Here is a 22851-nt window from a genome sequence, read left to right on the forward strand (position 1 = left end):
AATCTGATATTTTCAAATTTTTTTATTTTACTAAAGTATATGAATTACTGTAACTTAAACTCTAACAGCGCATCATCATCTTTCAAAAATGTTAAAGTGTTATTTTCAATCTTAACTAAATTTGCTTGATCAAGATTAGTTACAAACCCAGATTCATTATTTTTATTATCACAGAACATACGCGTAGTTATAACTTGGCTAATATCTAAATGATTCTCTTCATCTAATAGATATGAACCTGAATAGCGATTACATCCTGAGTTTCCCGAAACTCTTTTTTTCAATACATCAAAAGATAAAGTGGGTAGATTATCAAAAACATTTTTAGCATCTTCTCCGTCAATTTTCTGTAAAACCCAAACTTGATTCTCTTGAATTTGAGCATTTACAGGATTTATCTTTTCTACTCTCATATTTTTTTCAACACTTACGTTGTTAGAACTACAACTGAAAGAAAATAAAAAAACTGACAATAATAAGGATAAACTTAAAATTTTAATATTCATTTTATAATTTTTATAATTCGGTTGTTTAACACAAAAAAGTTGCCAAAAGAACTATTATCCGCTATAAATATTTATTTAAAAGCTATAACACTTGACTTTAGGGTTAACCATATTGTATATTTGCAACTTAAATTAAAAATTTAATAATGAAAACTTCAGATTTTGACTTTAAATTACCCCCAGAACTTTTAGCTGAACGACCTTCTGAAAATAGAGATGAGTCTAGGCTAATGGTTGTTCATAAAAATTCAGGACAAATTGAACATAAATTGTTTAAAGACGTTATTGATTATTTTGATGAGGGGGATGTGTTTATTTTAAACAATACTAAAGTCTTTCCTGCACGCTTATATGGGAATAAAGAAAAAACTGGGGCACAAATTGAAGTTTTTTTATTACGTGAATTAGATGCTGAATCTAGGATCTGGGATGTTTTGGTAGATCCTGCAAGAAAGATTCGCATAGGAAATAAATTATTTTTTACTGATGATGATAGTTTAGTTGCTGAAGTTATTGATAATACAACCTCTAGAGGTAGAACTTTACGATTTTTATTCGACGGTTCTTATGAAGAATTTAGAATAAAATTGAAGGAATTAGGTGAAACACCACTACCAAAATATATTAAACGTAAACCAGATGCGGAAGACATTGAAAGATACCAAACTATATATGCAAAAAATGAGGGAGCAGTAGCGGCTCCTACTGCCGGGTTACACTTTTCTAAACATTTATTAAAACGTTTAGAGATTAAGGGAATTGATTTTGCTGAGATAACCTTACACGTAGGTTTAGGAACTTTCGCTTCAGTAGAGGTTGAAGATCTTTCTAAACACAAAATGGAAAGTGAACAAGTATCAATTTCAGAAAAAACTTGTGAAATTGTAAACCATGCCATTGAAAACAAGCGCAGAGTATGTGCGGTAGGAACAACTTCTATGCGAGCCATTGAAACCTCTGTATCTGCAAATAATCGACTAAATCCGTACGATGGATGGACCAATAAATTTATTTTTCCTCCTTACGATTTTGGAATCGCAAACTGTATGATCACTAACTTTCATACGCCTAAATCTACTTTAATGATGATGATCTCTGCATTTGCAGGTTACGATTTAGTTATGAAAGCTTACAAGGAAGCGGTAAATGAGGGGTATAAATTTTATTCCTATGGAGATGCTATGTTAATTATTTAAATTAAATAGTTATAAAATTTGGATATAAAGAAAAAAGATATTAGAGCCTTAAGTTTAGAAGAACTTAAGGCTTATTTTTCCTCTATTAAAGAACCTGCTTTTAGAGCCATACAGGTTTATGATTGGTTATGGAATAAAAATACACATTCACTTTCTGAAATGACCAATTTATCAAAATCTTTAAGAGAAAAATTGGAAAGCAATTTTATAATTAATTCAGCAAAAGTACATTCATTTCAAAAATCTGTTGACGGGACTATTAAAAATGCTGTAAAACTTTACGATGGCAATATTGTTGAATCGGTTCTAATACCCACTTCTAAGAGAACTACTGCATGTATATCTTCTCAGGTAGGTTGTAGCTTGGATTGTACATTTTGTGCTACTGCTCAACTTGAAAGAATGAGGAATCTAACAGCCTCTGAGATTGTTGATCAAGTAAATTTGATTAACAAACAGAGCAATGAATACCATCATAAACCGCTTTCAAATATAGTTTTTATGGGTATGGGAGAACCTCTTCTAAATTACAATTCCGTCATAAATGCTATTCAAAAAATCACAGATCTAAAAGGACTAGGTATGTCACCAAGACGAATTACTCTTTCAACTTCAGGCATTCCTAAAATGATTGTTAAATTGGCTGATGAAAATTTAAAAATTAAGCTAGCTCTTTCCTTACATTCTGCTATTGAAGAAAAGAGAAATAAGCTAATGCCTTTTAGTTTAAAATTCCCTTTAAAAGATATTTTAGAGTCTTTAAAATATTGGTATGCACAAACAAAAAGTAGAATTACTTTTGAATATATTATTTGGGCAGGCATTAACGATTCAGATGAGGATATAAAAGCATTAGTAATGTTTTGCAAACAAGTGCCTTCTAAAGTAAATTTAATCCAATATAACTCCATTGACGATGGAATATATTCACAGGCAAGTAATCTAGCCGTTGAAAAATATATTCAGCACTTAGAAAAAAATAATATTATTGCTAAAATAAGAAAAAGTCGAGGACAAGATATTGATGCTGCCTGTGGTCAATTAGCAAATAAACATTGATTAGAAAAATTTCCTTAACCTCAAAATAAAATATTTTTGATAATGTATATATGCAAATAAAAGAGTTTTAATTTCCTATGAGTAAAATTAAAATTTGATAACTCTTACCAAAATTTAACTAAAATTAATAGAAATATTTTTTAACTTTTATTTAACGTTTTTCATCTTACTAAAAACAGATAAAACTTATTACTTTTGTAATAAATAGTTGCCTTTCATACAGCAACTTTTTTTTAAAAGAATTATTATAATAATAAAAAAACATTTATGTCATTTAAAGCACGATTAGAAGTTGGAGGTAAAAAGTATAATATTTTAAATATTAATTATTCTTTATCCCAAGAAACTGACCCTACAGGTCGCCCATCCTCACAAACTAGAGGTGGAAGAATTGAAATTACTATAGAATCAACTGGAGATACTGATATTTTTGAGTGGATGACTAATAGTTTTGAAAGAAAAGATGGTTCTGTAATTTTCATAAAAAGAGATTCTGATGCCACTTTAAAACAATTAGATTTCACTGATGGATATGTTGTTAAATATCGTGAAAATTTTGATTCTATTGGAAGAAGCCCATTAAAAGAAACTTTCTTAATATCTGCAAAAACTATTAAAGTAGGAACTGGAGAACATGTTAACGATTGGGTTTAAAACTTATTAAATTTCATCAATTAATAAAATAAAAAAAGGAGCTTGAGGTAAAGCTCCTTTTTTTATTTTATTAAAAATTATATGGCCTTAATTGGACTACTTATAAAACTTTTTACTAACTGTTCCGTTTTAAACTTAGATTTTTCTAGATTATCATTAATTACAAGTGAATCAAAATTTTTCGCATAAAGCAACTCTTCGTCAGCTTTTTGAATTCTTTTCTTTAATGACTCTTCATTTTCAGTATTTCTTAGTCTTAATCGCTCTTCAAGTACTTTTAAGGATGGAGGAGCTATAAATATAGCTAAAGCCTTATTTTTAAACTCATTTTTTAAATTTATTCCTCCTTTAACATCAATGTCAAAAATTACATGTTTCCCTAAACTCCATAATCTTTCAATTTCAGAGTTTAATGTTCCATAAAATTGATTATTATAAACCTCTTCATATTCAATAAATTCATTATTTTCTATTTTACGCTCGAATTCATCTTTAGAAATAAAATAATAATCTTCTCCTTCTTTTTCATTGTCTCTCTTCTCTCTGGTTGTACAAGATACAGAGAAGGAAAGATCTGGAATTATAGATAATAAATATTTTACAATAGTTGTTTTACCAGCACCTGAAGGCGCAGATAAAATTATTAATTTTCCTTCCACTTTTTTCCCTGGTAGCAATTGGGTTAAATCTAAAGCATCATTGCCTGGTTTATGATACACTAACCCCATATCTATAATATATTATTGGTTTGTTCTTTTATTTTTTCAAGCTCATCTTTCATCAAAACTACTAATTTTTGTATTATGGAATGATTGGCTTTAGAACCAATTGTATTAATTTCTCTACCCATTTCTTGAGCTATAAATCCTAACTTTTTACCTATGGGATCTTTTTCATTTAGCATCTCCATAAAATATTTACAGTGCTGCTGTAATCTAACTTTCTCTTCACTAATATCTAATTTTTCAATATAATACACCAACTCCTGATGAAATCTTTGTTCATCATATTGAACTTTTATTTCATCTAACTGTTTAATTAATTTTTGAGTAACTATCTCTATTCTTTCTTTCTCATATTTTTCAATCTCTTTTACAGAATTTAAAATATTGAGAATATAAATATTAAGAATTTCATTTAATGATTGACCTTCTTCTTTTCTAAAATCATCAAGTTTTAATAAAGCAGTCTTTATACTTATTACAACCTGTTCCCATTCATCTTCGGATATTTCTAATTCTTCTCTATTTAAAAACACTTCGGGCATCCTCACAGCCATCTTTAAATATTCTGCTTGGGAAACTTCCATCTGAAGTGTTTCCAGATCTTTTATATAATTTTTTATAGTATTTATATTAAGTTTGGGATTACTATCTTCATCAGCATTTTCAATATTCATGGAAAAATCCACTTTCCCTCTAAAAACATGATCTGCTATAATTTTTCTTATCTCTAGTTCTTTACATTTATATCGAGTAGGTATTTTAACATAAAGATCAAGTGTCTTACTATTAAGTGTCTTAATTTCAGTAGATATTTTACAATTTCCCTCACTAACTTCTGACTTCCCATAGCCAGTCATAGATTTTATCATATTAATTTCTTTAAAATTATAGAAATTTTATTTATACAGTTTTTTTTAATTCAATGATAGTAATTTCTGGCCAAATACCTACTCTACCTGAAAATCCTAAATATCCAAATCCCCTATTTACATATAAATATCTATCCTTTTCCTTATAAAGATCTGCCCATTTAGGATATCTATATTTTACAGGAGACCATTTAGCTATTCCTGGAATTTCAACTCCAAATTGCATACCGTGTGTATGTCCTGATAAGGTTAAATGTATTTTTTTAGAAAATTTTTTCACATGAGCATCAAAATGAGAAGGATCGTGAGACAACAAAATATTAAAATCCCCATCTTTTATATTTTTTGAAGCCATTTCTAAATCTCCATCCTTCGGAAAATTACCTTCTCCCCAGTTTTTTACTCCTATAATATTTATATAACTTTTTCCTTTTTTTATTTGCAATGACTCATTTTTAAGCAATTGCCAATTTATCTCTTCGTGAAACTCTTGTATCTTGTTTATATTTTCCTGTTGCTTTTTAACATTATCTACACCATAAGCATAAATCCCATAGTCATGATTACCAAGTATTGATATTTTCCCGTCTTTAGCTTTAATTTTTTTTAACAACGGCAACCAAGGTTTTAATTCTTCAGCATAGTTATTCACAGAATCTCCAGTGAAGAAAAAAATATCTGGATTTTCTTCATTTAGCATTTGAATTCCTCTTTCAATCTTTTTATAATCTTCAATATTAAAACTTCCCATATGAATATCAGAAAGTTGTGCTACCTTATATCCATCAAATTCTTCTGGCAAATCATCAAAATAAATAATTTTTCTTCTAATTCTATAATCAAATTTACCCCAAATAATTCCCTCTATCACTCCTAAAAAAGGAATGGATGCTATACCCAATCCTATTAAGCTAACTGCTTTTCTTCTTTGAGGTAAATATTTAATACTAGATTGTTCTTTAAAATTCTTAACATTTAAATAAAACTGATTGACTAAAAATTTTAAAATTCTAAAAATGTCTTCAAGGAAAAGTATAAATGCAAAAAGAAGTTTAGGTATATATATAATAATAAATAATCCTATTAAAAATTGTATTTGAAATTTATTATTCCTATTTATCTGATAAAAACTTATTGCAATAACTAGAAAAAGAATGAAAGATATAATTGTACATACATACTGTATTTTTTTATTTTTAAATAAAACTTTTATTCCTTGGTACGAATAATACTCAACTATTAATAAAAAAATAGTTAATACTGCAAGGAAATTTTTCACAATTAATTATTATGGCATTCTATATAGAATTGCATTTATATTCATTCCTGCTCCAACTGAGGCAAATATTACTAAATCTTTTGATTTAAATGTTTGATTCAAAAAATTTCCTTTTGCCATCATATCATACATGGTAGGAATTGTTGCAACCGATGAGTTTCCAAATTTTTGAATGGTCATTGGTGCGATTCCCTCAGGAATAGAACTGATAGGTAATCCATAGAGTCTAAATAATCTTTGCAACATGGCATGATCCATTTTGGCATTTGCTTGATGTAACAATACTTTATTTATATCTGTTATAGTATATCCAGCATCATCAATAACTTTTTTTATTGCTTGAGGAACATATTTTAATGCATACTCATAAATTTTCCTGCCTCTCATTCTTATATTAGCTTTAGAGCCAACGTATTCTGGATTTAGTGATTTATCAGTAGTTAAATAGAATACTTCCTCTCCATTGTCAGATCTTGTATAATGATTTAATATACCTATAGGTTCATCACTTTTTTCTCTCCCTTCTAATACAACGCCAGCGGCTCCATCAGAAAATATCATGCAATTTCTATCAAACGGATCGACACTTCTAGAAAGAGTTTCTGAACCTATGACTAAAATCTTTTTAGCAATGCCTGCTTTTATGAATTGATCTGCTAAAATAACCCCTTCATTCCAACCCGGACATCCAAAAACCATATCGTAGGGTTTGCACTGCGTATTTTTAATTCCTAATTTTTGTTTAGTTAAAGCAGATATAGATGGTGTTATTCTAACTTGTCTCTCATCTGAATCAATATTACCAAAATTATGAGCTACTATTATATAATCCAATTCCTCCTTATCAATCCCCGCATTTTCAATAGCCAACTTCCCAGCTTCTGCAGCTAAATCTGAATTCATTACAGAATCATCTTCTATATAGCGCCTTTCTGTAATCTCAGTAATATCTGCAAATTTTTGAATAATTTCACTGGTTGATTTCACTAAAGGTTCCCTATTTTCATCAAAAAAAGTGATTTGTTCAAAACTACTATTGGGGACAATTTTGTTGGGCAAATAAGATCCTGAGCCTGTTATGATACTTTGTAACATATATTTTTTGCTATTGATTTTATTACTCTTAACTAACAATTTTGCAAATTTATATAATTCTAACTAATTAATCTAAGTTGGATTTTAAAATTTTATTGTAAAGCTATTAATAATAATTTTAATAAATTTATGTTGAATTATTTAAAAGATTTGCTTGGAAAAGGATTAATAAGCTTTACAATATAGAAGATATTTATCTATTGAATCTGAAATTCTTGATTTAAAATATCCCTATTATAGAACTATAACAGTAAATAATTTATAACAAATTATTTGAAATTGATTACTGAAAATTATTTGCTAAAAAACATAATTTTAATAAAAAAAGACCTTTATATTTTAATAAAGGTCTTAATGTTTAAAGCTTTTCTTTTATTTTATTTTCAATTTCTTCTAACAATTCTGGATTGTCTTTTAATAATTGCTTGACCGCATCTCTTCCTTGTCCTAATTTTGTGTCTTGGTAACTAAACCAAGAACCTGATTTTCCGACAATTCCCATTTCAACACCTAAATCTAACACCTCTCCAACTTTAGATATTCCTTCTCCATACATTACATCAAACTCTGCTTGACGAAAAGGTGGAGCAACTTTATTTTTAACTACTTTTACTTTTACTCTGCTCCCTATAGCATTATCTCCATCTTTTATCGGGCTTCCTGACTTACGTATATCCATACGTACAGAGGCATAAAATTTTAAAGCATTTCCTCCCGTTGTAGTTTCTGGATTGCCAAACATTACCCCTATTTTTTCTCTTAACTGATTGATAAATATTACGGTACATTTGGTTTTACTTATAGTTCCGGTAAGTTTTCTTAATGCTTGCGACATTAAACGTGCGTGTAATCCCATTTTAGAGTCCCCCATTTCACCCTCAATTTCTGCTCGTGGCGTTAGGGCTGCAACAGAGTCAACTACCACAATATCTATAGCGCCGGAACGAATTAAATTATCGGCAATTTCCAATGCTTGCTCACCGTCATCGGGCTGGGAAATTATTAATTCGTCTAAATTAACACCGAGTTTTTGTGCATAGGTCGGATCAAAAGCGTGTTCAGCATCTATAAATGCTGCTACTCCTCCTTTTTTTTGTGCTTCTGCTATCGCATGTAAAGTTAGTGTAGTTTTTCCTGAAGATTCAGGTCCAAAAATTTCAATCACTCTCCCCCTTGGATAACCACCAACCCCTAAAGCTAAATCAATTCCAAAGGAACCTGTAGGAATCACATCTACCTCTTCTACGGGTTTATCACCCATACGCATAACAGCTCCTTTGCCATAAGTTTTATCCAATTTGTCTAAAATTAGATTTAGTGCTTTTTTCTTTGCTTCAGAACTATTGTTATCTTTATTTTCTTTTTCTGCCATTTTTATTTTTCTTTTATATAAATTTTTACTTTCCCAGAAGGTTCCATATTTTTCAAAATCATACGTATAAGCTCTGCTTAATTTGCCCTCTTCTTCTAATTTCCAATTTTTTTGCCAAGTTTGATATATACCTTCTCCATCGGGTTTATCTACTGTAAATATTCTGTAATTCTCTTCTAATCAATTGATTTCACCTTCTTCATCTTCGATCATTACATTTACCGTATAATCTCCTTAGTAATTAGAATCATATCCATAATAAATCTCATAAGTAACTCTCTAATTACTTTTACTTCAATTTTTGAAATTGAAATACTACCAATCATGTATATTATTTTATGAATTCAGGATCATTAAAATTATTAGTTCCATTGCTTTCAACAATGGATAAATTCATTTTTTAAATTGCTTTTAATATTTGTTCTGCGTGTTCTTTGGTTTTTACTTTTGTAATCACATCTTTAATTTGTCCTTCTTCATCAATTAAAAAAGTATACCTTAGAATCCCGTCGTACTCTCTACCCATAATTTTTTTCTTTCCCCAAGCCCCAAAAGCTTGTATTATTTTTTTATCTGTATCCGCAATTAAGGGAAATGGAAATGAAAATTTTTCATGAAAAGATTTTTGCTTTTCTACAGGATCTGCACTAATACCAATGATCTCATATCCTTTTGCTTGCAAAGCTTGATAATTATCTCTTAAACTACAGCTTTCGGCCGTACAACCTGGGGTATTGGCTTTTGGATAAAAATAAACTACTAATTTTTTGCCTTGGTAATCTGAATATTTTATCTGCTTCCCTTCTTGATCTATACCTACAAAATCTGGTACTTTATCTCCAATTTCTAACATATGATTAGGTTTACTAATGTTTATATTGTAAATATATTTATAAAAAAAGGAATAATAAAACAATTTCCATTATTCCTTTTTACAATTAAATTTAATATCTAAACGCCAATCCTGCTCCCCATTTCCATTCACTATCGTAATAAGCTGCAATTGAAAAGTTTTTACTAATAATATAGCGAGCTCTGGTTGTAAATCCTAAATGACTATCTAGAGATAAATCTAGCCGAGTTCTTGGTGTTAAAACTATATCTTCTTTTTCTAATTTTATTTTAAATTCTCCGTTAACAGGAGAAACACTCGCATCTAATAGCACTCGCATAGGCAGCAAATATCTAAATCCTATGGCTAAATTGTTGATTGTTTCTTTGTTATACTTTTGTCCAAATATATTTTTTTCTCTACCTGCTGTCGTATATGAAAAGGAATATCCTATATAAGGCATAAACCATTGCATTTTACCTATGTAACGACCTACTCTCGCTTCCACTTCATAACCAGGATTGTCCTTATATGCCAATTTCCACTCTGCCTGTAAAAGTGCCCATCGGCTATTTTCAATTCTTAATTTCCCCGTATTTCCTTTATTACTTATTTCATTCATTACAGCCAATCGTTCCATATTTCCCATCATTTTAGAAAACATTTTCCAATCGTGTTCTCCTCCATGTGAACGTGAAACTTGTGTTGAATCTTGAGTGCTAAATACTCTTCCCATTCCAGACATCATATGATATAGAATGTGACAATGAAAAATCCAATCTCCTGTTTCGTCTGCTTCAAATTCAATCACGTTTTTTTCCATTGGCATAATATCCATAGTATGTTTTAAAGGGGAATATTCTCCCTGACCGTTTAATATTCTAAAGAAATGTCCATGTAAATGCAAAGGATGTCTCATCATTGAGTTGTTAACAAAGGTGATTCTTAATTTTTCTCCTTTTTTTACAACAATTTTATCCGTTTCTGATAAATTTCTATTATTAAAAGACCAAACGTATCTTTCCATATTTCCATTTAATTCTAAATACATTTCTCTTACAGGTCCTTCTTTTAAATTAGTGGGTTCTGTAGATTTTAGCATAGAATAATTTAAGGTTACAGGATTTTGTGAATTATTTTTTTCCAACTTATCGATCGACATTGAATGAGATATATGTTCATGTTCAGTCATTGTAGTTATTGAACTATACTGTCCTTGATCTTTAGGCGATTGTTCTTCGAAATCTTTTTTCATATGCATATGCGATTGATGATCATGCTGACCATTGTGTGATGATTCTGGCATATTCATATGGCTTGAATGGTCTTCTTCTTTATGCATATCTTGGTTTTCTTTAGAAACTTCTTTCTCTTTCATATGCATGGAAGGATCGTGATGTTTTAAATTTTGTATTTCCGGATACATAACTTGATTCATATCCATCGTTTGGTAACTCATTTTCATCCCCATATTATCTAAGTTTCCATTCATCTTCATCATATCATTCATCATTTTCATTCCTTCAAAGTATTTTAGTGGCTCTAATCTTTTCATACTTTGTTTATGATTTCCATTTCCTATCCATAAAGAAGCTGTGCGAATTCTATCTTCGGTGGTCGCTAATAATTCATAGGAAGTATCTACCTCTGGTATTTCTATAATTACATCGTAAGTTTCTCCATTTCCAATTATAAACCGATCCACTTCAACTGGATGCACATCTTTACCATCTGCGGCAATTACCTGCATTTTTCCTCCGGAATACTGAACCCAAAAATACGAGGAAGAACCTCCGTTAATAATTCTTAATTTTACTTTATTCCCCTTGTATTCTTTAAAGAAGTCCTCTTCTTTTCCATTAATATGTACTTGATCGTAATAAACATCACTAACATCCATGGCAGTCATCCTTTTCCATTCATTTTTAAGCTTGGTGCCTAAATATCCTTGTGCTATGGCTTCTGAATAACTTTGGGTTACTCCTTTTTGTACCTTATTTTTTTGTATGGCTGCCCAATCATCATGAAAATATAATCTTCTTAAAACTCCTTTCGATCGAGAATTTGTCCAATCGCTTAAAAGTACTGTATATTCTGGAAGGTTGTCTATTTTGTCTTTTTTATCTATAATAAAGGCTCCGTATAAACCGTCTTGTTCTTGTAAGCCGGTATGTGAATGATACCAATAAGTTCCATTTTGTATGATTGGAAATTTATACACCATGGTTTCTCCTGCTTTTATAGGCGGTGAGGTAAGATGATCTACTCCGTCATACTGATTGGGTAATAACAACCCGTGCCAGTGCATAAGGGTTTCTTTATTTTTTAGTTTATTATGTACAGATATTACTGCTGTATCTCCTTCCGTAAAATGAAGAGTAGGCATAGGTATTTGTCCATTCACCGCTAGGGCTTTTTTCTTTTTACCACCAATATGGGTAATTGTATCTGTTACATACAAATCATACTTAACTATTTTTTGTGCTTTTATATTGGTAATACTAATTAATATAAAATTAATTAGTACTAATTTTTCTATTATTTTCATCCATTAATTCTTAAAGATTTTTTAAAAAAGTATACATTCCAATAATTCAGATCATTGGAATTCTTTATAAGTTTACTATTAGTTAAAGAATTAAATGAATTGAGGTGGCACCCAATTTACTGAGGTATACGATTGATACGTAAAGAAAGTATTAAACTTTATTAAGGGTAGATACGTCTTATTTAAATTATATTTTTCTATACTAGGCTCGTTGAAAAACAATTGTAATTTTATAAAAGAGGGTGCACATAAAATATCACAACAATTTTTTTTATTCTTTGTTTCTTTGCAATTCTGTTTATTATGATGATTGCACTTATCTCTACAACAACTATGAGTTTTGGAATTATTACTAAAGTTTTTATTTAGCCCATGAATTCCATGGGCTAATAAGTGAGGTGTTTGAAATAATACCCCTATAGTGATAAGAATTACGATAATTTTTTTCCCAATCATACGTATAAACAAAGATACAAAAAATTAAATTTTTAATTATATCAATAGTTCGTCATAATTCTTTACAACTTTATATCCTTTACCTCTAAAATATTGTTCTGAATTATCTGTTTTTTCAGCCATTATAAAATCTCCTCCCCAAGCCCCTAAACTTTTTATGAAACCTGGATAATCTGAAAATAATTTCTCTTTTATTGTAGGTATTTCGATGAATTTTGAAATATAGTTTTCGTGCTGGATTATTTGATAGGCAAATTCTTCAAACGTAATTTTAGAAGTAATTATTTGTTCTGTAATCTCTGAAATTGCCTCCACCAATGCTTGAGATTTTTCTTTTTGTCTGTAATGTTGAATTCCTTCTCTTGAGTTTTGCTTGTTATTAAGATATACAAAAATAATTCTATCTGATATTTCTGAAGGGAAATAAACATCCCTTACCATAGGTTCTTTTTCTTTTTGCAACCTATAGGTAATTGGGTTTTCAGCATTTGCGCATGCAATATCATAGCCACTACCTCCAAAAGTCTGGGATAAAAGTTTATACGGATCCACTTTTGTCCATTTAGCAATATTATTAATTAGCGTTGAGCTTGTGCCTAATCCCCAATTTTCAGGAAATTCTAAATGTGTTTCACATTCAAAACTAGAGTTTTCTTGAAAAGTTTTAGAACCTAATTTTTTTACTTCAAGAAAAATTTTCAATAATTTTAAAGCTATATCTGGTTGATTCGTCTTTACAACTTGTTCTGTATATATATCCAAAATGCAGTTAAACCATAGCTCTCCATTATGCTTATAGGCTAGCCAAGTTATTTGGTTATTTCCTTTAGTAACTGGATGTATCTGTAGTGTTTGCCCAACTTGCGTTGGAACTGCTAGAGCTAAAGCACCGTCTAAAACAGCGTACTCACCGGTTAATAATAATTTCCCTCTACTCTTAAATGTTTTTATCGAATCCAAATTTTAATGAATTAATTATTTAATCTATATATTTTTATAACTATTATAACTGTTATTTTTAAGCGCACAATTTTACCAATAAATATGTATTAATGAATTGTACTGAAACTGAAAAAATAGTCTTTGAATTACTTATTACAAATATTTACTAAAAGAATCATCTAAAATTTTTGGTATACTCACTTTTCCTTTAACTACAGATACCACTTCTGCTCTGGCTTCTGAACAAAGTTTTAAATCTGATTTTCTAATAATTTTCTGATTAAAAAAATATCGGATTCCTTGTTTCTCTAAAGATTCAATGGTGCATATAAATTGATTTCCTCCTTGTAATGAAGTTATATACTTCACAAATATGCTTATTAATACTAAGTCTGTACCTTGGGTATGAAGCTCATAGAAATTTAAACCTTCTTTTTCTAAGAATTCATGTCGTGCTACTTCGTAATAATGTTGATAATTTGCATTGTTTACAATTCCTTGCGCATCACATTCATAATCTCTTACCTTCATTTCTAGTTGGAATATTGAACTATTCATTATTATTATTATTATTATTATTTTTTTTTTTTTAAATTTGTTTTTAAGTAAATAGGTACCAAAGAATTCCTATGTTTAAACGAAAATCTGTATATGGGTTTAAAGGGGTACTATAAAAGTCATACCCAGATAGGCTCGAATTAAAATGTTGCGCTTCAATAATAAACAACATTCTTTTTACTTTAAAGTGTATAAATAGATCCAGTAAAGGGTATTCTCCGATTCTATAATTTTCTGTTTCTGATTGTAATTTAAATTCATTGGTTACAGGAAAAAACATTCTAGATTTAAATTTTGAAAAGTAATAAGCATTCATTCCTGCTTGAACCTCCGCTTTTTCTTTAAAAATTTTGGACTGGTAATAGAGAGTTGCTCTTCCTATAAATTCAGGCAAGGGCAATATTTCTTTATTTCTAGTGACATTTTGATAAGCTAAAGCGGTTTCTAAATGAAATTTTTTATACTGAAAAGAATTTTTTAACCCTATTTGTGCTAGGTTAACAGAAGTACCGGACTGCTTAGGAGCATATTCATCATCTAAATACGTATAATTGTCTATGTTAAAAAACTGAACTGTAAATCTTGTATTAAATGGCTTCATTCTTAAAGCTCCCCCCATCTGTATAGTTGTTTCATTTTCTGGGTTTTCTATAAAATAGTTAAATTGTTTATAAAAACTTTGATTGTATAATACATTTATGGATGGAATTTGTGATTTAACCCCCAAATTAGCTTCTATAAAATATCCTTTAAATGGTTGTAAGGTTAATCTATTATCGATATAGTATGAGTTGTTAAATTGATTTCCGGTTAGGGCTTCTCCTTGAGAAGTTAAAACGATACCCTTATTCCAATTAAAGGTTAAATTTCCAGCTACTCCAATTCTATCATCCTTAATCTTTTCAGGAATAGTTGTTGTTGCTGGATCCATTAAACGATCAAAATTAAACTCTAAATGCTCATATTTTACTCCCGCTTCTAAATACAATCGATCGCTTAAATCTAAGACTGCCATCGTTTGATTTGAAAATTTTCTAAATTCTTTAGTGTTATAATGTTCTACTAGATTACTGCCTCCATACATATTTTCTACTGATGAATAATATGTATTTAATGTTTTTAGTTCTTCATAGGTATAATGCATGGTCTCATATGAAAAAATATTTTTAATTGAGGCCACGTAGGTATTTTCTTTTGACGGCACAAGTCCGAATTGTTGGGCTAAATAAAATCTTCTTTGCTCATATTTAGAGTATGCATCTGTTAAATTCACTTGTAATCGATTTCTACTTGTAAATCTAGAATCTCCATCTTCAAAATTTTTAGGATTTTGTATACCTCCATTTTCTTCGTTATTAGCGTTTGTTATTAAATAATGTGCCCAAAACTTATATCTTAGATTTTTAGTATGATAATTTGTTGTAACTAAAAAAGTATTGTTGGAGGCTAATTGGTCTAAATACTTACCCTCTGACCGAAGTCCTTTATATTGTATGGAATAGTTAAATTGTGAATTTATATTATGTGTAAACATGGTGGATAATGAATGTCCTTGTTTGTACCCGTTGTTATATTGAAATTCTGTCATTGGGGTTTTAACATCGTAATATCTAACCTGGTCAACATCTAATAGATTGTATGATTTCCCTTGGGGTATAAGTGAAATGGAAGAATTAATCTTTGTGTTGTATAATAAGGGATTAAATGCTTCTCCTATATTAGAAAAGGGAATGGTTCCAAAATCATCTTTATGATTATACATTCTATTTTTATAATACTTATCTATAGTTAAAACTGTATCAAATATAGATTTAGGAGTATCCTCTGTCCAGTATTGATAGGAATATATAGTTGGGTTTAAATTTTTAAGTGTATCAATTTTCGCTGGATCTGAACTTTTATTTATTGAAATATCTATTGCCTGTTCTTCTCTTTGAGAATATATTAAACTCGTTATCAGCAAACTTGCTACTAGTAATAATAATTTTATTTTTATCATTTATGGGTATATGCTCTTTGCAAATATAAAAATAAAAGGCTGGCAACTAAGCCAGCTAAAACTATCGATCGTATTTAATTATTAAAAATAAATTTTAGTTCTTTTATTGCACAATTATTTTCTTTGTTTCATTGTTTTTTCCATCGTTTATTCTAACAAAATAAATTCCAGAAGATAAACTCGATGTATCAATTTTATTTTCGCCCTCAATTAAAGTTCCTGTTAAATATAAGTTGCCTGATGTACCGTAAACTTTATACGTTGAATTTTTCATTACATATATGTAAACATAGTCCTTAGATGGTATAGGATAAACCTTAGTTTCTTGCAATTTAAATTCTTCTTCTACTGTTTCTACTGTTTCCATTGACGGCCCGGTAACAATTAATGTATAATCTTGACTATTATTAGTTAAATTTCCTTTATGAGAAATGGTTATTAAGTACTCTCCATTGGGATTTGGAATATCAATTCTTTCAAAATTATCTACATCATTAGTCCCATCATTTTTTGCAGGTAAACTGGGTTGAAACTTATTAAGCCTCCAAGGATAATAAGTTACTATTACTTGACCTTCATTATTTATTTGTGTGACTTTTATATCTAAATCATTGACTAAATTTACCTGATCTGGATCTTTTACTCCTGCTATAAATTTCCCTGTAGACAATCCTAAAATATCTCCATTATAATTTTTATTTTCAGGATCAGTCCATGAAATGGAAATTTGTAATGGAATTGCTCCGGAAGCTTTTATTTTTTTTATATATGTAGATCTATTATTTAGTTGGTTTTCTTCTAAAATTGATTTTTTGTTTTTATCGGTTATTATTTGTGCAGCAGCACCTATATCTGCCAATCCCCAACCATAAATATAATCGGGACCATCATAAGATCCTGCTTCTTTAGCACTGTGTTGCAATAGACCCCTTATAGAAGCTGATGTCAAATATTTAGAATTCAATTTATGATTATATTGTTGAAGTAGTAGTATGGAACCTGTAATTGATGGAGTTGCCATTGATGTTCCATTTAAAAAGATGTAACTATTATCGGATAAGTTTCCTGTGGAATAAACGGAAACTCCTTTGGCTACTATATTGGGTTTTATACGTCCATCATCGGTTGGACCAAAATTGCTAAAAGTAGAGATCTTTACATTTTTTGGATCGTTGTAATTGATTATTTCTTCTACTGCACCAATGGTTAACACATTTTTTGCAACTCCGTAATTTAAAATTAGTTCGTATCCATCTTTTTCAGGATTAATTTTTAAATAGTTTTCTCGGTCATTACCAGCTGCAATGACCATTTGATAATATTTGTTTAAATACGCCAACTGATCTAACTTATAACTCGTAAAATCATATGCTCCAAAAACCCAAGAGTTTAATTCAAATACTGGTCTACCCTTAGCATTTAATGCCGAAATTCCGTAGGAATGATTGGATACTAGATAACCTTTTTGTGCAAACTCTGTCATTTCAGACAAATCATTTGAATAATCAAAACTTTTAACGTGCGCATTGGGAGCCATACCTTTGGAATATCCTTGAGGTAAATTATCAGCAGCTGGTGAATACCCTCCGCCTATAATTGTCCCTGTAACATGAGTTGAATGTTTTGAAACTTTTTGGACATTATCGCTTCCCTTTTCAATTCTTACTTCACCCTGTGCATTTTTAAAGTCTTGATGTGTTGTTCTCGGTAAAGCTTCGTCCCACACCCCAGCATACATATTCTTACCATCCACCGCTAATTCACTAATAAGTGTTCTTTCATTAATTGTCTTTGCAGATCCTTCGTTAAATGTTTTTAAATAAATAATTTCTCCATTGTCATTAATAGATATTGGTAACCCAGTTTCTTCTAATGAGTCTGACATCACTCTACGTGAATTTTTGTTTAAATATTTATCTAGTATTTCTTGTCTAATTTGTTCCTTTCTTTTCAGTTCACTTTTAACCTTTTCAATTTCTTTTTGGTCGTAAGAATTAGTTATACTCGACCTATCTTTTTCTGTCTGAGAAAAAGAATATGTATAAACGAAAAGCAATGTAAATAGTAATATGTATTTATTCATGAACTATTTGGGTTAATTAATTATTAAACAAAAGTAATGAAATTCTATTTTATATGATTAATATCCAGGATATTGTTTAATATTAGGGTTCGTTTGAATCTCTATCTGTGGTAAAGGATATACGAATAATTTATCTGAAGCTGAAACTTCACAGTTCAATTTACAATTTGTTTTTTTTACAATTGGTAATCTATTTCTTTTCAAATCAAAAAATTGATGTCCTTCTCCTACAAATTCTAATCTTCTTTCTTTTAGAATATCTTTAAGTAATTGGTTATCTTTACTGTTGTATTGGTAATCCCCTCTAGTTGAGACAAAACTATTCAATTGTTTTAAAGCTTCTTCTTGGTTTCCTAAGTGGTAAAGCGCTTCTATTTTGTTTAATTTTGATTCCGACATTCTTAAAATTTTAACATTTGAATCAAGGTTCATTGTTACTGGATATTTTAATGTATAATATCCTTCCTCTCCCGTTGGATTATTTCCTTTGTTAGTAACATCTAGTTTTAATAAATTCTTTCTTATGTCTGAATCTTCGTATAAATTATACAAGTCTTTTCGAAACTCATTTTGAAAATAAGTTCCTGTAATGGAGTAAAAACTTGATAAACTATTGATTCCTAATGAGTTTGATTGATTATAGCCAATCTCGAAAACTGTTTCTGGTGCTGAGTTTAATGAAAAATAATCCACATAATTTTCTTTTTGGATAAAGTCAAAACTCCCTCCTGATTGAGATTCTACTTGTTGTGCATATTCATATGCAAGAGCCCACTTCTGTTGATATAAATAAACCCTTGAAAGCAATAACTTTACTGCTGTAGGGCCTAAGTGCGTTTTTGTTGAGGATTCGCTTTGAAAAAGTTCTAATGATTGTAATAAATCGTTTTCTATTTGAGTATAAACCTCAGGTATTGTGGCTCTAGAGTGCTTTATCTGAGGATTATAGCTTTTATTATATATAGGCATTCCAAACTCTTGATTGTATCCTAAAGCTACACTTGGTGAATAAATATTAACTATAAAAAACATAGCTAAAGCTCTGGCTGCATAAGCTTCTGCCTTGGCTTGTTTAATTTCATCATTTAGTGATATTGGTGCATTTATTACAGTAGATGCTAATGCATAGGCATCGTAAAGCCTATTTAAGGGTGGTCCTTCTCCTTCAATACCATCAAAATTTAATTCTGGGTTGTAGGACATATTGTTTAAATTTAAGAATCGTCCCGTATTTGATGTGTTTACAAATGAATTATCTGAGATAAGATCTCCCAATAAAACAACATTACATCCTAGTCCACCTGGACGCGCTAGATAATAATATATTCCATTTTTAGCATTTATTAATCCTTCTTCCGTTTTTATAATTACATCTAATGGAACTTCAGTGCTAGGTTCTGTATTCAGTTTGTCTTCTGAACAACTCATTAAAACAAGAAAAAAAGAAATAAAGATTATTTTTACCTTCATATTTAAAAATTTACTGATATCCCAAATGAATAAATTTTCATTATTGGTGATGTAAAATCATAATAACCTCTACCATAAAAATCTGGGTATCCTTCATTTAATGCACCTGTTGAATAAATATCTGGATCTGATTTAAGTTTTTTATCAAATGCCCATGTGAATAAATTGGTTCCCCTAATAAATAATGTTATGGATTCAACTCCTATAGTTTTTATTATATTTTGTGTAAATGTATAAGATAATTTAACTTCTTTTAACCTTATATGATCTGCTCTTCGTAGAAATCTTGAAGACATTGAATTGGTTGATGTAAGATCACCTATTTGTAAAGGATTTTCAGCATTTGGATTTTGTGGAGTCCAACTATCTAATAAATCACTTTCTTGATTTCTATTTCCTGCATAGGCTCCATCGCTCATCCATACATTAGTAAATGCATCCATAACTTTATAATCGAACGAACCTGTTAAAAGAATTGAGAAAGTAAATCCTTTATAAGATAATTGATTATATAATGAGGCTTGCCAAATAGGTAAAGCTGTAGAGCCTTGAAATTCTTTTTTTGCAATAGATTTATCTGTAGTCACTAATTTACCTTTACTATCATAATATAGTTTACCATCATTTACAAAGGCTTGCTCACTAGCTGTCAATTTCCCCTCTTTAAACCTAGTTTCTAATTCTATATCATTCACATACCACATTCCGTATCCTGTGTTTGAATCAACTCCTGCCCATGTCCATGTATAGTATTCACCGGCTTGTTTTCCTACTTTTAATGCTTTTGAATAACCTTCAAGATTTATACCGTCTGAAGTTTCTATATTTAATCTTAAAATTTTAGATTTATTGTATGAAGCTGAAGCTTCAATATTCCAAATGAGTTTATTTTTATTTATTACTTCTGATTTTAAAACTAATTCAAAACCTCTATTTCTAATACTTCCTACATTAGCATAGTAAGCATTTGCTCCTCCTACAGTATACGGTAATGGAACAATGGATATTAAATCATTAGTTTTTTTATTGTAATAATCAAATGAACCTGTTATTTTATTGTTAAAAATTCCAAAATATAAACCTATTCCTAACTGATGAGATTCCTCCCATTTTAAATTATCATTGCCGGCTGATTGAAAATATAAAGCTGATTCTCCTGATCCGTAACTTTCTGCTTTTAATAGAGTTTTATAATAATATAATTTACCCCATTCCGTCATAGGTGTATTACCTGCGATACCATAATTTAAGCGAAGTTTTAAATCATTAATTTTAGTTTTTTCAACATTTATAAAATTTTCATTACTTAGATTCCATACAAATCCTGTATCCCAAAAATTACCCCATTTATTATTTTTTCCAAATGTAGAATTCCCGTCTCTTCTTATACCTGCTATAAATGTGTATTTTTTATCAATGGTATAATTAATTCTTCCAATGTAAGAAATTTGTCTCCACGTCTCATCACTACCTAAAGATTGTAGTATATTAGTACCGTTTGACAAATTTGGCTTTGAATATTCAGGATAATCAAATTTTGAAGTATATTGATCATCTCTTTTATGTTCTTCAAAACTAATTCCAAGATCTACAGATAAATCGTGTTTATCAAATAGATACTTTTTATAATTCATAAAATTTGTCCAAGAATAATCAATGACTCTATTTTTATTTTGTTGGAATAATCCGTTTCTCGATTTACCATTCCCTGAATTTTGATTCCACCATGATTTTTCTAATAGGTTTTGATATTGCATACCAAAATCTGATGTTATTTTAATTTCTTTGTTTAATTTATACATAACACTCATTGAACTTCTCCATGTTGTATTATCACCTTCTAAATAATCTGAATTTAATAATTCTACTGGGTTATACCATTGATTCCCTCCTAGATTTTGTATATTGAATGATCCATCCGGGTTATAAACAGGATAAATTGGAAGCAAAGTCCAACTTGAACTCCAAGGACTCGAGAAAGATCCCCCTTGTGTATAGGTATGGGTATTTAGATTCGTAATACTTCCATTAAAATTTAAATTAATTTTCTCTGTCAACCGATAACCCAAACCCAGATTAAATGAATATCTTTGAAATGTGCTACCTTTTACTAAAGGCTCATTGTTATAATATGATCCTCCTAAATAAAATAAAAAATTTTTTTCTCCTCCAGTGATATTAAGTGAGTATTGTTTTACAACAGATTTATTTCTTTGAACTTCTTTCATCCAATTGGTACTTGTTTCTCCGTCCCACCCATTTTTTTTCATGTTTTCTATAAATTGTTGTTTATAGCTTGCTAAATTTAAGAATGCGTCTGTTCTACCTCCTATATATTCTTTACCTGCATAAACCATAGCCCCCCAATCCATATATTGTTCAGAGTTCATCCATTGGTGTTTATCAAAAGCAATATCTTGAAAACCTATTTCTGAAATAAAATTAAATTTTGTTTTTTGATTGTACTTTCCTTTTTTTGTTTTTATTAAGATAACTCCATTAGCACCTGCTGCCCCATACATTGATGCAGCTGCAATATCCTTTAAAACAACTATACTTTCTATTGAATTAGGATTTAAATTTGAAATTGGACTAAAAGAAGAATAGCTATCTAACAATGAAGAAGAATCTAATCCTTTTCCTATAGGCACTCCATCAATTACATACAAAGGGTTTGAAGACCCCGTAAACGAGCTCACTCCTCTAATTATTACACTTGTTGCAGATCCGGGTTGCCCTCCACTACCACTATAGCTAACTCCCGGTATTACCCCAAGCTTATCGTCTATAGAAGCTTGAGGCATTGATTCTAATTCATTATCCCTAATTATTGAATAGGCTCCTTTATATGGTGTATTAATAAAACCTAAGACTACTATCTTATCAAGTTTTGTACGCTCTAAACTTATATTTATTAGAGTATCTGTTTCTTGTAAGATAATTTGTTTTATTCCTCTTGCTATGACAAGCGTATCACCTTTATCTGAATTAGTAAAGGAAAAGTAACCATGATTGTCTGTTTGGGTTATTTGATTTTTATTTAATAATTCAACTTCAACATTTTTAGCAAAACTATCATCCTCCCATTTTATAATACCTTTAATTTGCCCAAATACCGATTGATATAATAATAAACACAAAACTAAAATTATCTTATTATAGGCTTTTATCATGCATGAATACAGATTAAATAATTGAGATTAAAACA

General features: G+C 29.7%; 18 protein-coding genes. 3 read left to right on the top strand and 15 right to left on the bottom strand.

Going from position 1 to position 22851, the window contains the following annotated elements; all coding sequences use genetic code 11:
• Positions 1-44 precede the first annotated feature (44 nt).
• Positions 45-473 carry an META domain-containing protein gene (locus tag ETU08_RS02880; RefSeq protein WP_185145264.1) on the bottom strand — a complete coding sequence of 143 codons (429 nt, stop codon included), beginning with the start codon at positions 471-473 and terminating at the stop codon, positions 45-47.
• Between the two features lie 179 nt (positions 474-652).
• On the opposite strand from ETU08_RS02880, the gene queA reads away from it, so the two are divergent.
• The 3 genes from queA (at position 653) to tssD (ending at position 3415) form a co-directional block, all read left to right on the top strand.
• Positions 653-1702, top strand: coding sequence for a tRNA preQ1(34) S-adenosylmethionine ribosyltransferase-isomerase QueA (gene queA, locus ETU08_RS02885; protein ID WP_146261509.1), 1050 nt, complete (start codon positions 653-655; stop codon positions 1700-1702).
• Between the two features lie 18 nt (positions 1703-1720).
• Positions 1721-2761, top strand: a complete 1041-nt coding sequence (gene rlmN, locus ETU08_RS02890) for a dual-specificity RNA methyltransferase RlmN (RefSeq protein ID WP_146261510.1) — start codon at positions 1721-1723, stop codon at positions 2759-2761.
• Between the two features lie 267 nt (positions 2762-3028).
• A complete protein-coding gene (gene tssD / locus ETU08_RS02895) occupies positions 3029-3415 on the top strand; it encodes a type VI secretion system tube protein TssD (protein ID WP_146261511.1) in 387 nt (128 codons plus the stop codon).
• Positions 3416-3492: 77 nt separating this feature from the next.
• On the opposite strand, the gene gmk is transcribed toward tssD, so the two are convergent.
• The 14 genes from gmk to ETU08_RS02965 form a co-directional block, all read right to left on the bottom strand.
• Positions 3493-4143 (bottom strand): guanylate kinase, encoded by a 651-nt coding sequence (gene gmk, locus ETU08_RS02900; protein WP_146261512.1) that lies wholly within the window; start codon positions 4141-4143, stop codon positions 3493-3495.
• A 2-nt stretch (positions 4144-4145) separates the two neighbouring features.
• A complete protein-coding gene (locus ETU08_RS02905; protein ID WP_146261513.1) occupies positions 4146-5009 on the bottom strand; it encodes a YicC/YloC family endoribonuclease in 864 nt (287 codons plus the stop codon).
• Positions 5010-5040: 31 nt separating this feature from the next.
• Positions 5041-6288: a metallophosphoesterase gene (locus ETU08_RS02910; RefSeq protein WP_146261514.1), complete on the bottom strand. Its 1248-nt coding sequence runs from the start codon at positions 6286-6288 to the stop codon at positions 5041-5043.
• A gap of 9 nt (positions 6289-6297) precedes the next feature.
• Positions 6298-7383, bottom strand: coding sequence for a 3-oxoacyl-ACP synthase III family protein (locus ETU08_RS02915; protein WP_146261515.1), 1086 nt, complete (start codon positions 7381-7383; stop codon positions 6298-6300).
• A gap of 358 nt (positions 7384-7741) precedes the next feature.
• Complete coding sequence (recA, locus tag ETU08_RS02920; protein WP_146261516.1) at positions 7742-8755, bottom strand: recombinase RecA; 1014 nt, start codon at positions 8753-8755, stop codon at positions 7742-7744.
• A gap of 400 nt (positions 8756-9155) precedes the next feature.
• Positions 9156-9608, bottom strand: coding sequence for a thioredoxin-dependent thiol peroxidase (bcp, locus tag ETU08_RS02925; RefSeq protein WP_146261517.1), 453 nt, complete (start codon positions 9606-9608; stop codon positions 9156-9158).
• A 91-nt stretch (positions 9609-9699) separates the two neighbouring features.
• Entirely contained in the window at positions 9700-12135 is a 2436-nt protein-coding gene (locus ETU08_RS02930; protein WP_146261518.1) for a multicopper oxidase domain-containing protein, read from the bottom strand.
• A gap of 90 nt (positions 12136-12225) precedes the next feature.
• Positions 12226-12591, bottom strand: coding sequence for a hypothetical protein (locus tag ETU08_RS02935; RefSeq protein WP_146261519.1), 366 nt, complete (start codon positions 12589-12591; stop codon positions 12226-12228).
• Between the two features lie 36 nt (positions 12592-12627).
• Positions 12628-13551 (bottom strand): GYDIA family GHMP kinase, encoded by a 924-nt coding sequence (locus ETU08_RS02940; RefSeq protein WP_146261520.1) that lies wholly within the window; start codon positions 13549-13551, stop codon positions 12628-12630.
• Between the two features lie 135 nt (positions 13552-13686).
• Positions 13687-14091 carry an acyl-CoA thioesterase gene (locus tag ETU08_RS02945; protein ID WP_146261521.1) on the bottom strand — a complete coding sequence of 135 codons (405 nt, stop codon included), beginning with the start codon at positions 14089-14091 and terminating at the stop codon, positions 13687-13689.
• A gap of 43 nt (positions 14092-14134) precedes the next feature.
• Entirely contained in the window at positions 14135-16090 is a 1956-nt protein-coding gene (locus ETU08_RS02950) for a putative porin (RefSeq protein WP_146261522.1), read from the bottom strand.
• A 103-nt stretch (positions 16091-16193) separates the two neighbouring features.
• The gene (locus ETU08_RS02955) at positions 16194-18173 is read right to left on the bottom strand and encodes a S8 family serine peptidase (RefSeq protein WP_146261523.1); all 1980 of its coding nucleotides are present in this window, start codon (positions 18171-18173) and stop codon (positions 16194-16196) included.
• Positions 18174-18230: 57 nt separating this feature from the next.
• Positions 18231-19643: a RagB/SusD family nutrient uptake outer membrane protein gene (locus tag ETU08_RS02960; RefSeq protein WP_146261524.1), complete on the bottom strand. Its 1413-nt coding sequence runs from the start codon at positions 19641-19643 to the stop codon at positions 18231-18233.
• 2 nt (positions 19644-19645) lie between these two features.
• Entirely contained in the window at positions 19646-22816 is a 3171-nt protein-coding gene (locus ETU08_RS02965) for a SusC/RagA family TonB-linked outer membrane protein (protein WP_146261525.1), read from the bottom strand.
• Positions 22817-22851 lie beyond the last annotated feature (35 nt).

It is taken from the genome of Apibacter muscae (assembly GCF_007845635.1).
Taxonomy (GTDB): Bacteria; Bacteroidota; Bacteroidia; order Flavobacteriales; family Weeksellaceae; genus Apibacter; species Apibacter muscae.

Bases quoted from the DNA above. Each gene is read 5' to 3' on its own strand.
- queA (WP_146261509.1), top strand. From the start codon at position 653: ATGAAAACTTCAGATTTTGACTTTAAATTACCCCCAGAACTTTTAGCT.
- tssD (WP_146261511.1), top strand. From the start codon at position 3,029: ATGTCATTTAAAGCACGATTAGAAGTTGGAGGTAAAAAGTATAATATT.
- gmk (WP_146261512.1), bottom strand. From the start codon at position 4,143: ATGGGGTTAGTGTATCATAAACCAGGCAATGATGCTTTAGATTTAACC.
- ETU08_RS02905 (WP_146261513.1), bottom strand. From the start codon at position 5,009: ATGATAAAATCTATGACTGGCTATGGGAAGTCAGAAGTTAGTGAGGGA.
- ETU08_RS02915 (WP_146261515.1), bottom strand. From the start codon at position 7,383: ATGTTACAAAGTATCATAACAGGCTCAGGATCTTATTTGCCCAACAAA.
- recA (WP_146261516.1), bottom strand. From the start codon at position 8,755: ATGGCAGAAAAAGAAAATAAAGATAACAATAGTTCTGAAGCAAAGAAA.
- bcp (WP_146261517.1), bottom strand. From the start codon at position 9,608: ATGTTAGAAATTGGAGATAAAGTACCAGATTTTGTAGGTATAGATCAA.
- ETU08_RS02930 (WP_146261518.1), bottom strand. From the start codon at position 12,135: ATGAAAATAATAGAAAAATTAGTACTAATTAATTTTATATTAATTAGT.
- ETU08_RS02935 (WP_146261519.1), bottom strand. From the start codon at position 12,591: ATGATTGGGAAAAAAATTATCGTAATTCTTATCACTATAGGGGTATTA.
- ETU08_RS02945 (WP_146261521.1), bottom strand. From the start codon at position 14,091: ATGAATAGTTCAATATTCCAACTAGAAATGAAGGTAAGAGATTATGAA.
- ETU08_RS02950 (WP_146261522.1), bottom strand. From the start codon at position 16,090: ATGATAAAAATAAAATTATTATTACTAGTAGCAAGTTTGCTGATAACG.
- ETU08_RS02955 (WP_146261523.1), bottom strand. From the start codon at position 18,173: ATGAATAAATACATATTACTATTTACATTGCTTTTCGTTTATACATAT.
- ETU08_RS02960 (WP_146261524.1), bottom strand. From the start codon at position 19,643: ATGAAGGTAAAAATAATCTTTATTTCTTTTTTTCTTGTTTTAATGAGT.
- ETU08_RS02965 (WP_146261525.1), bottom strand. From the start codon at position 22,816: ATGATAAAAGCCTATAATAAGATAATTTTAGTTTTGTGTTTATTATTA.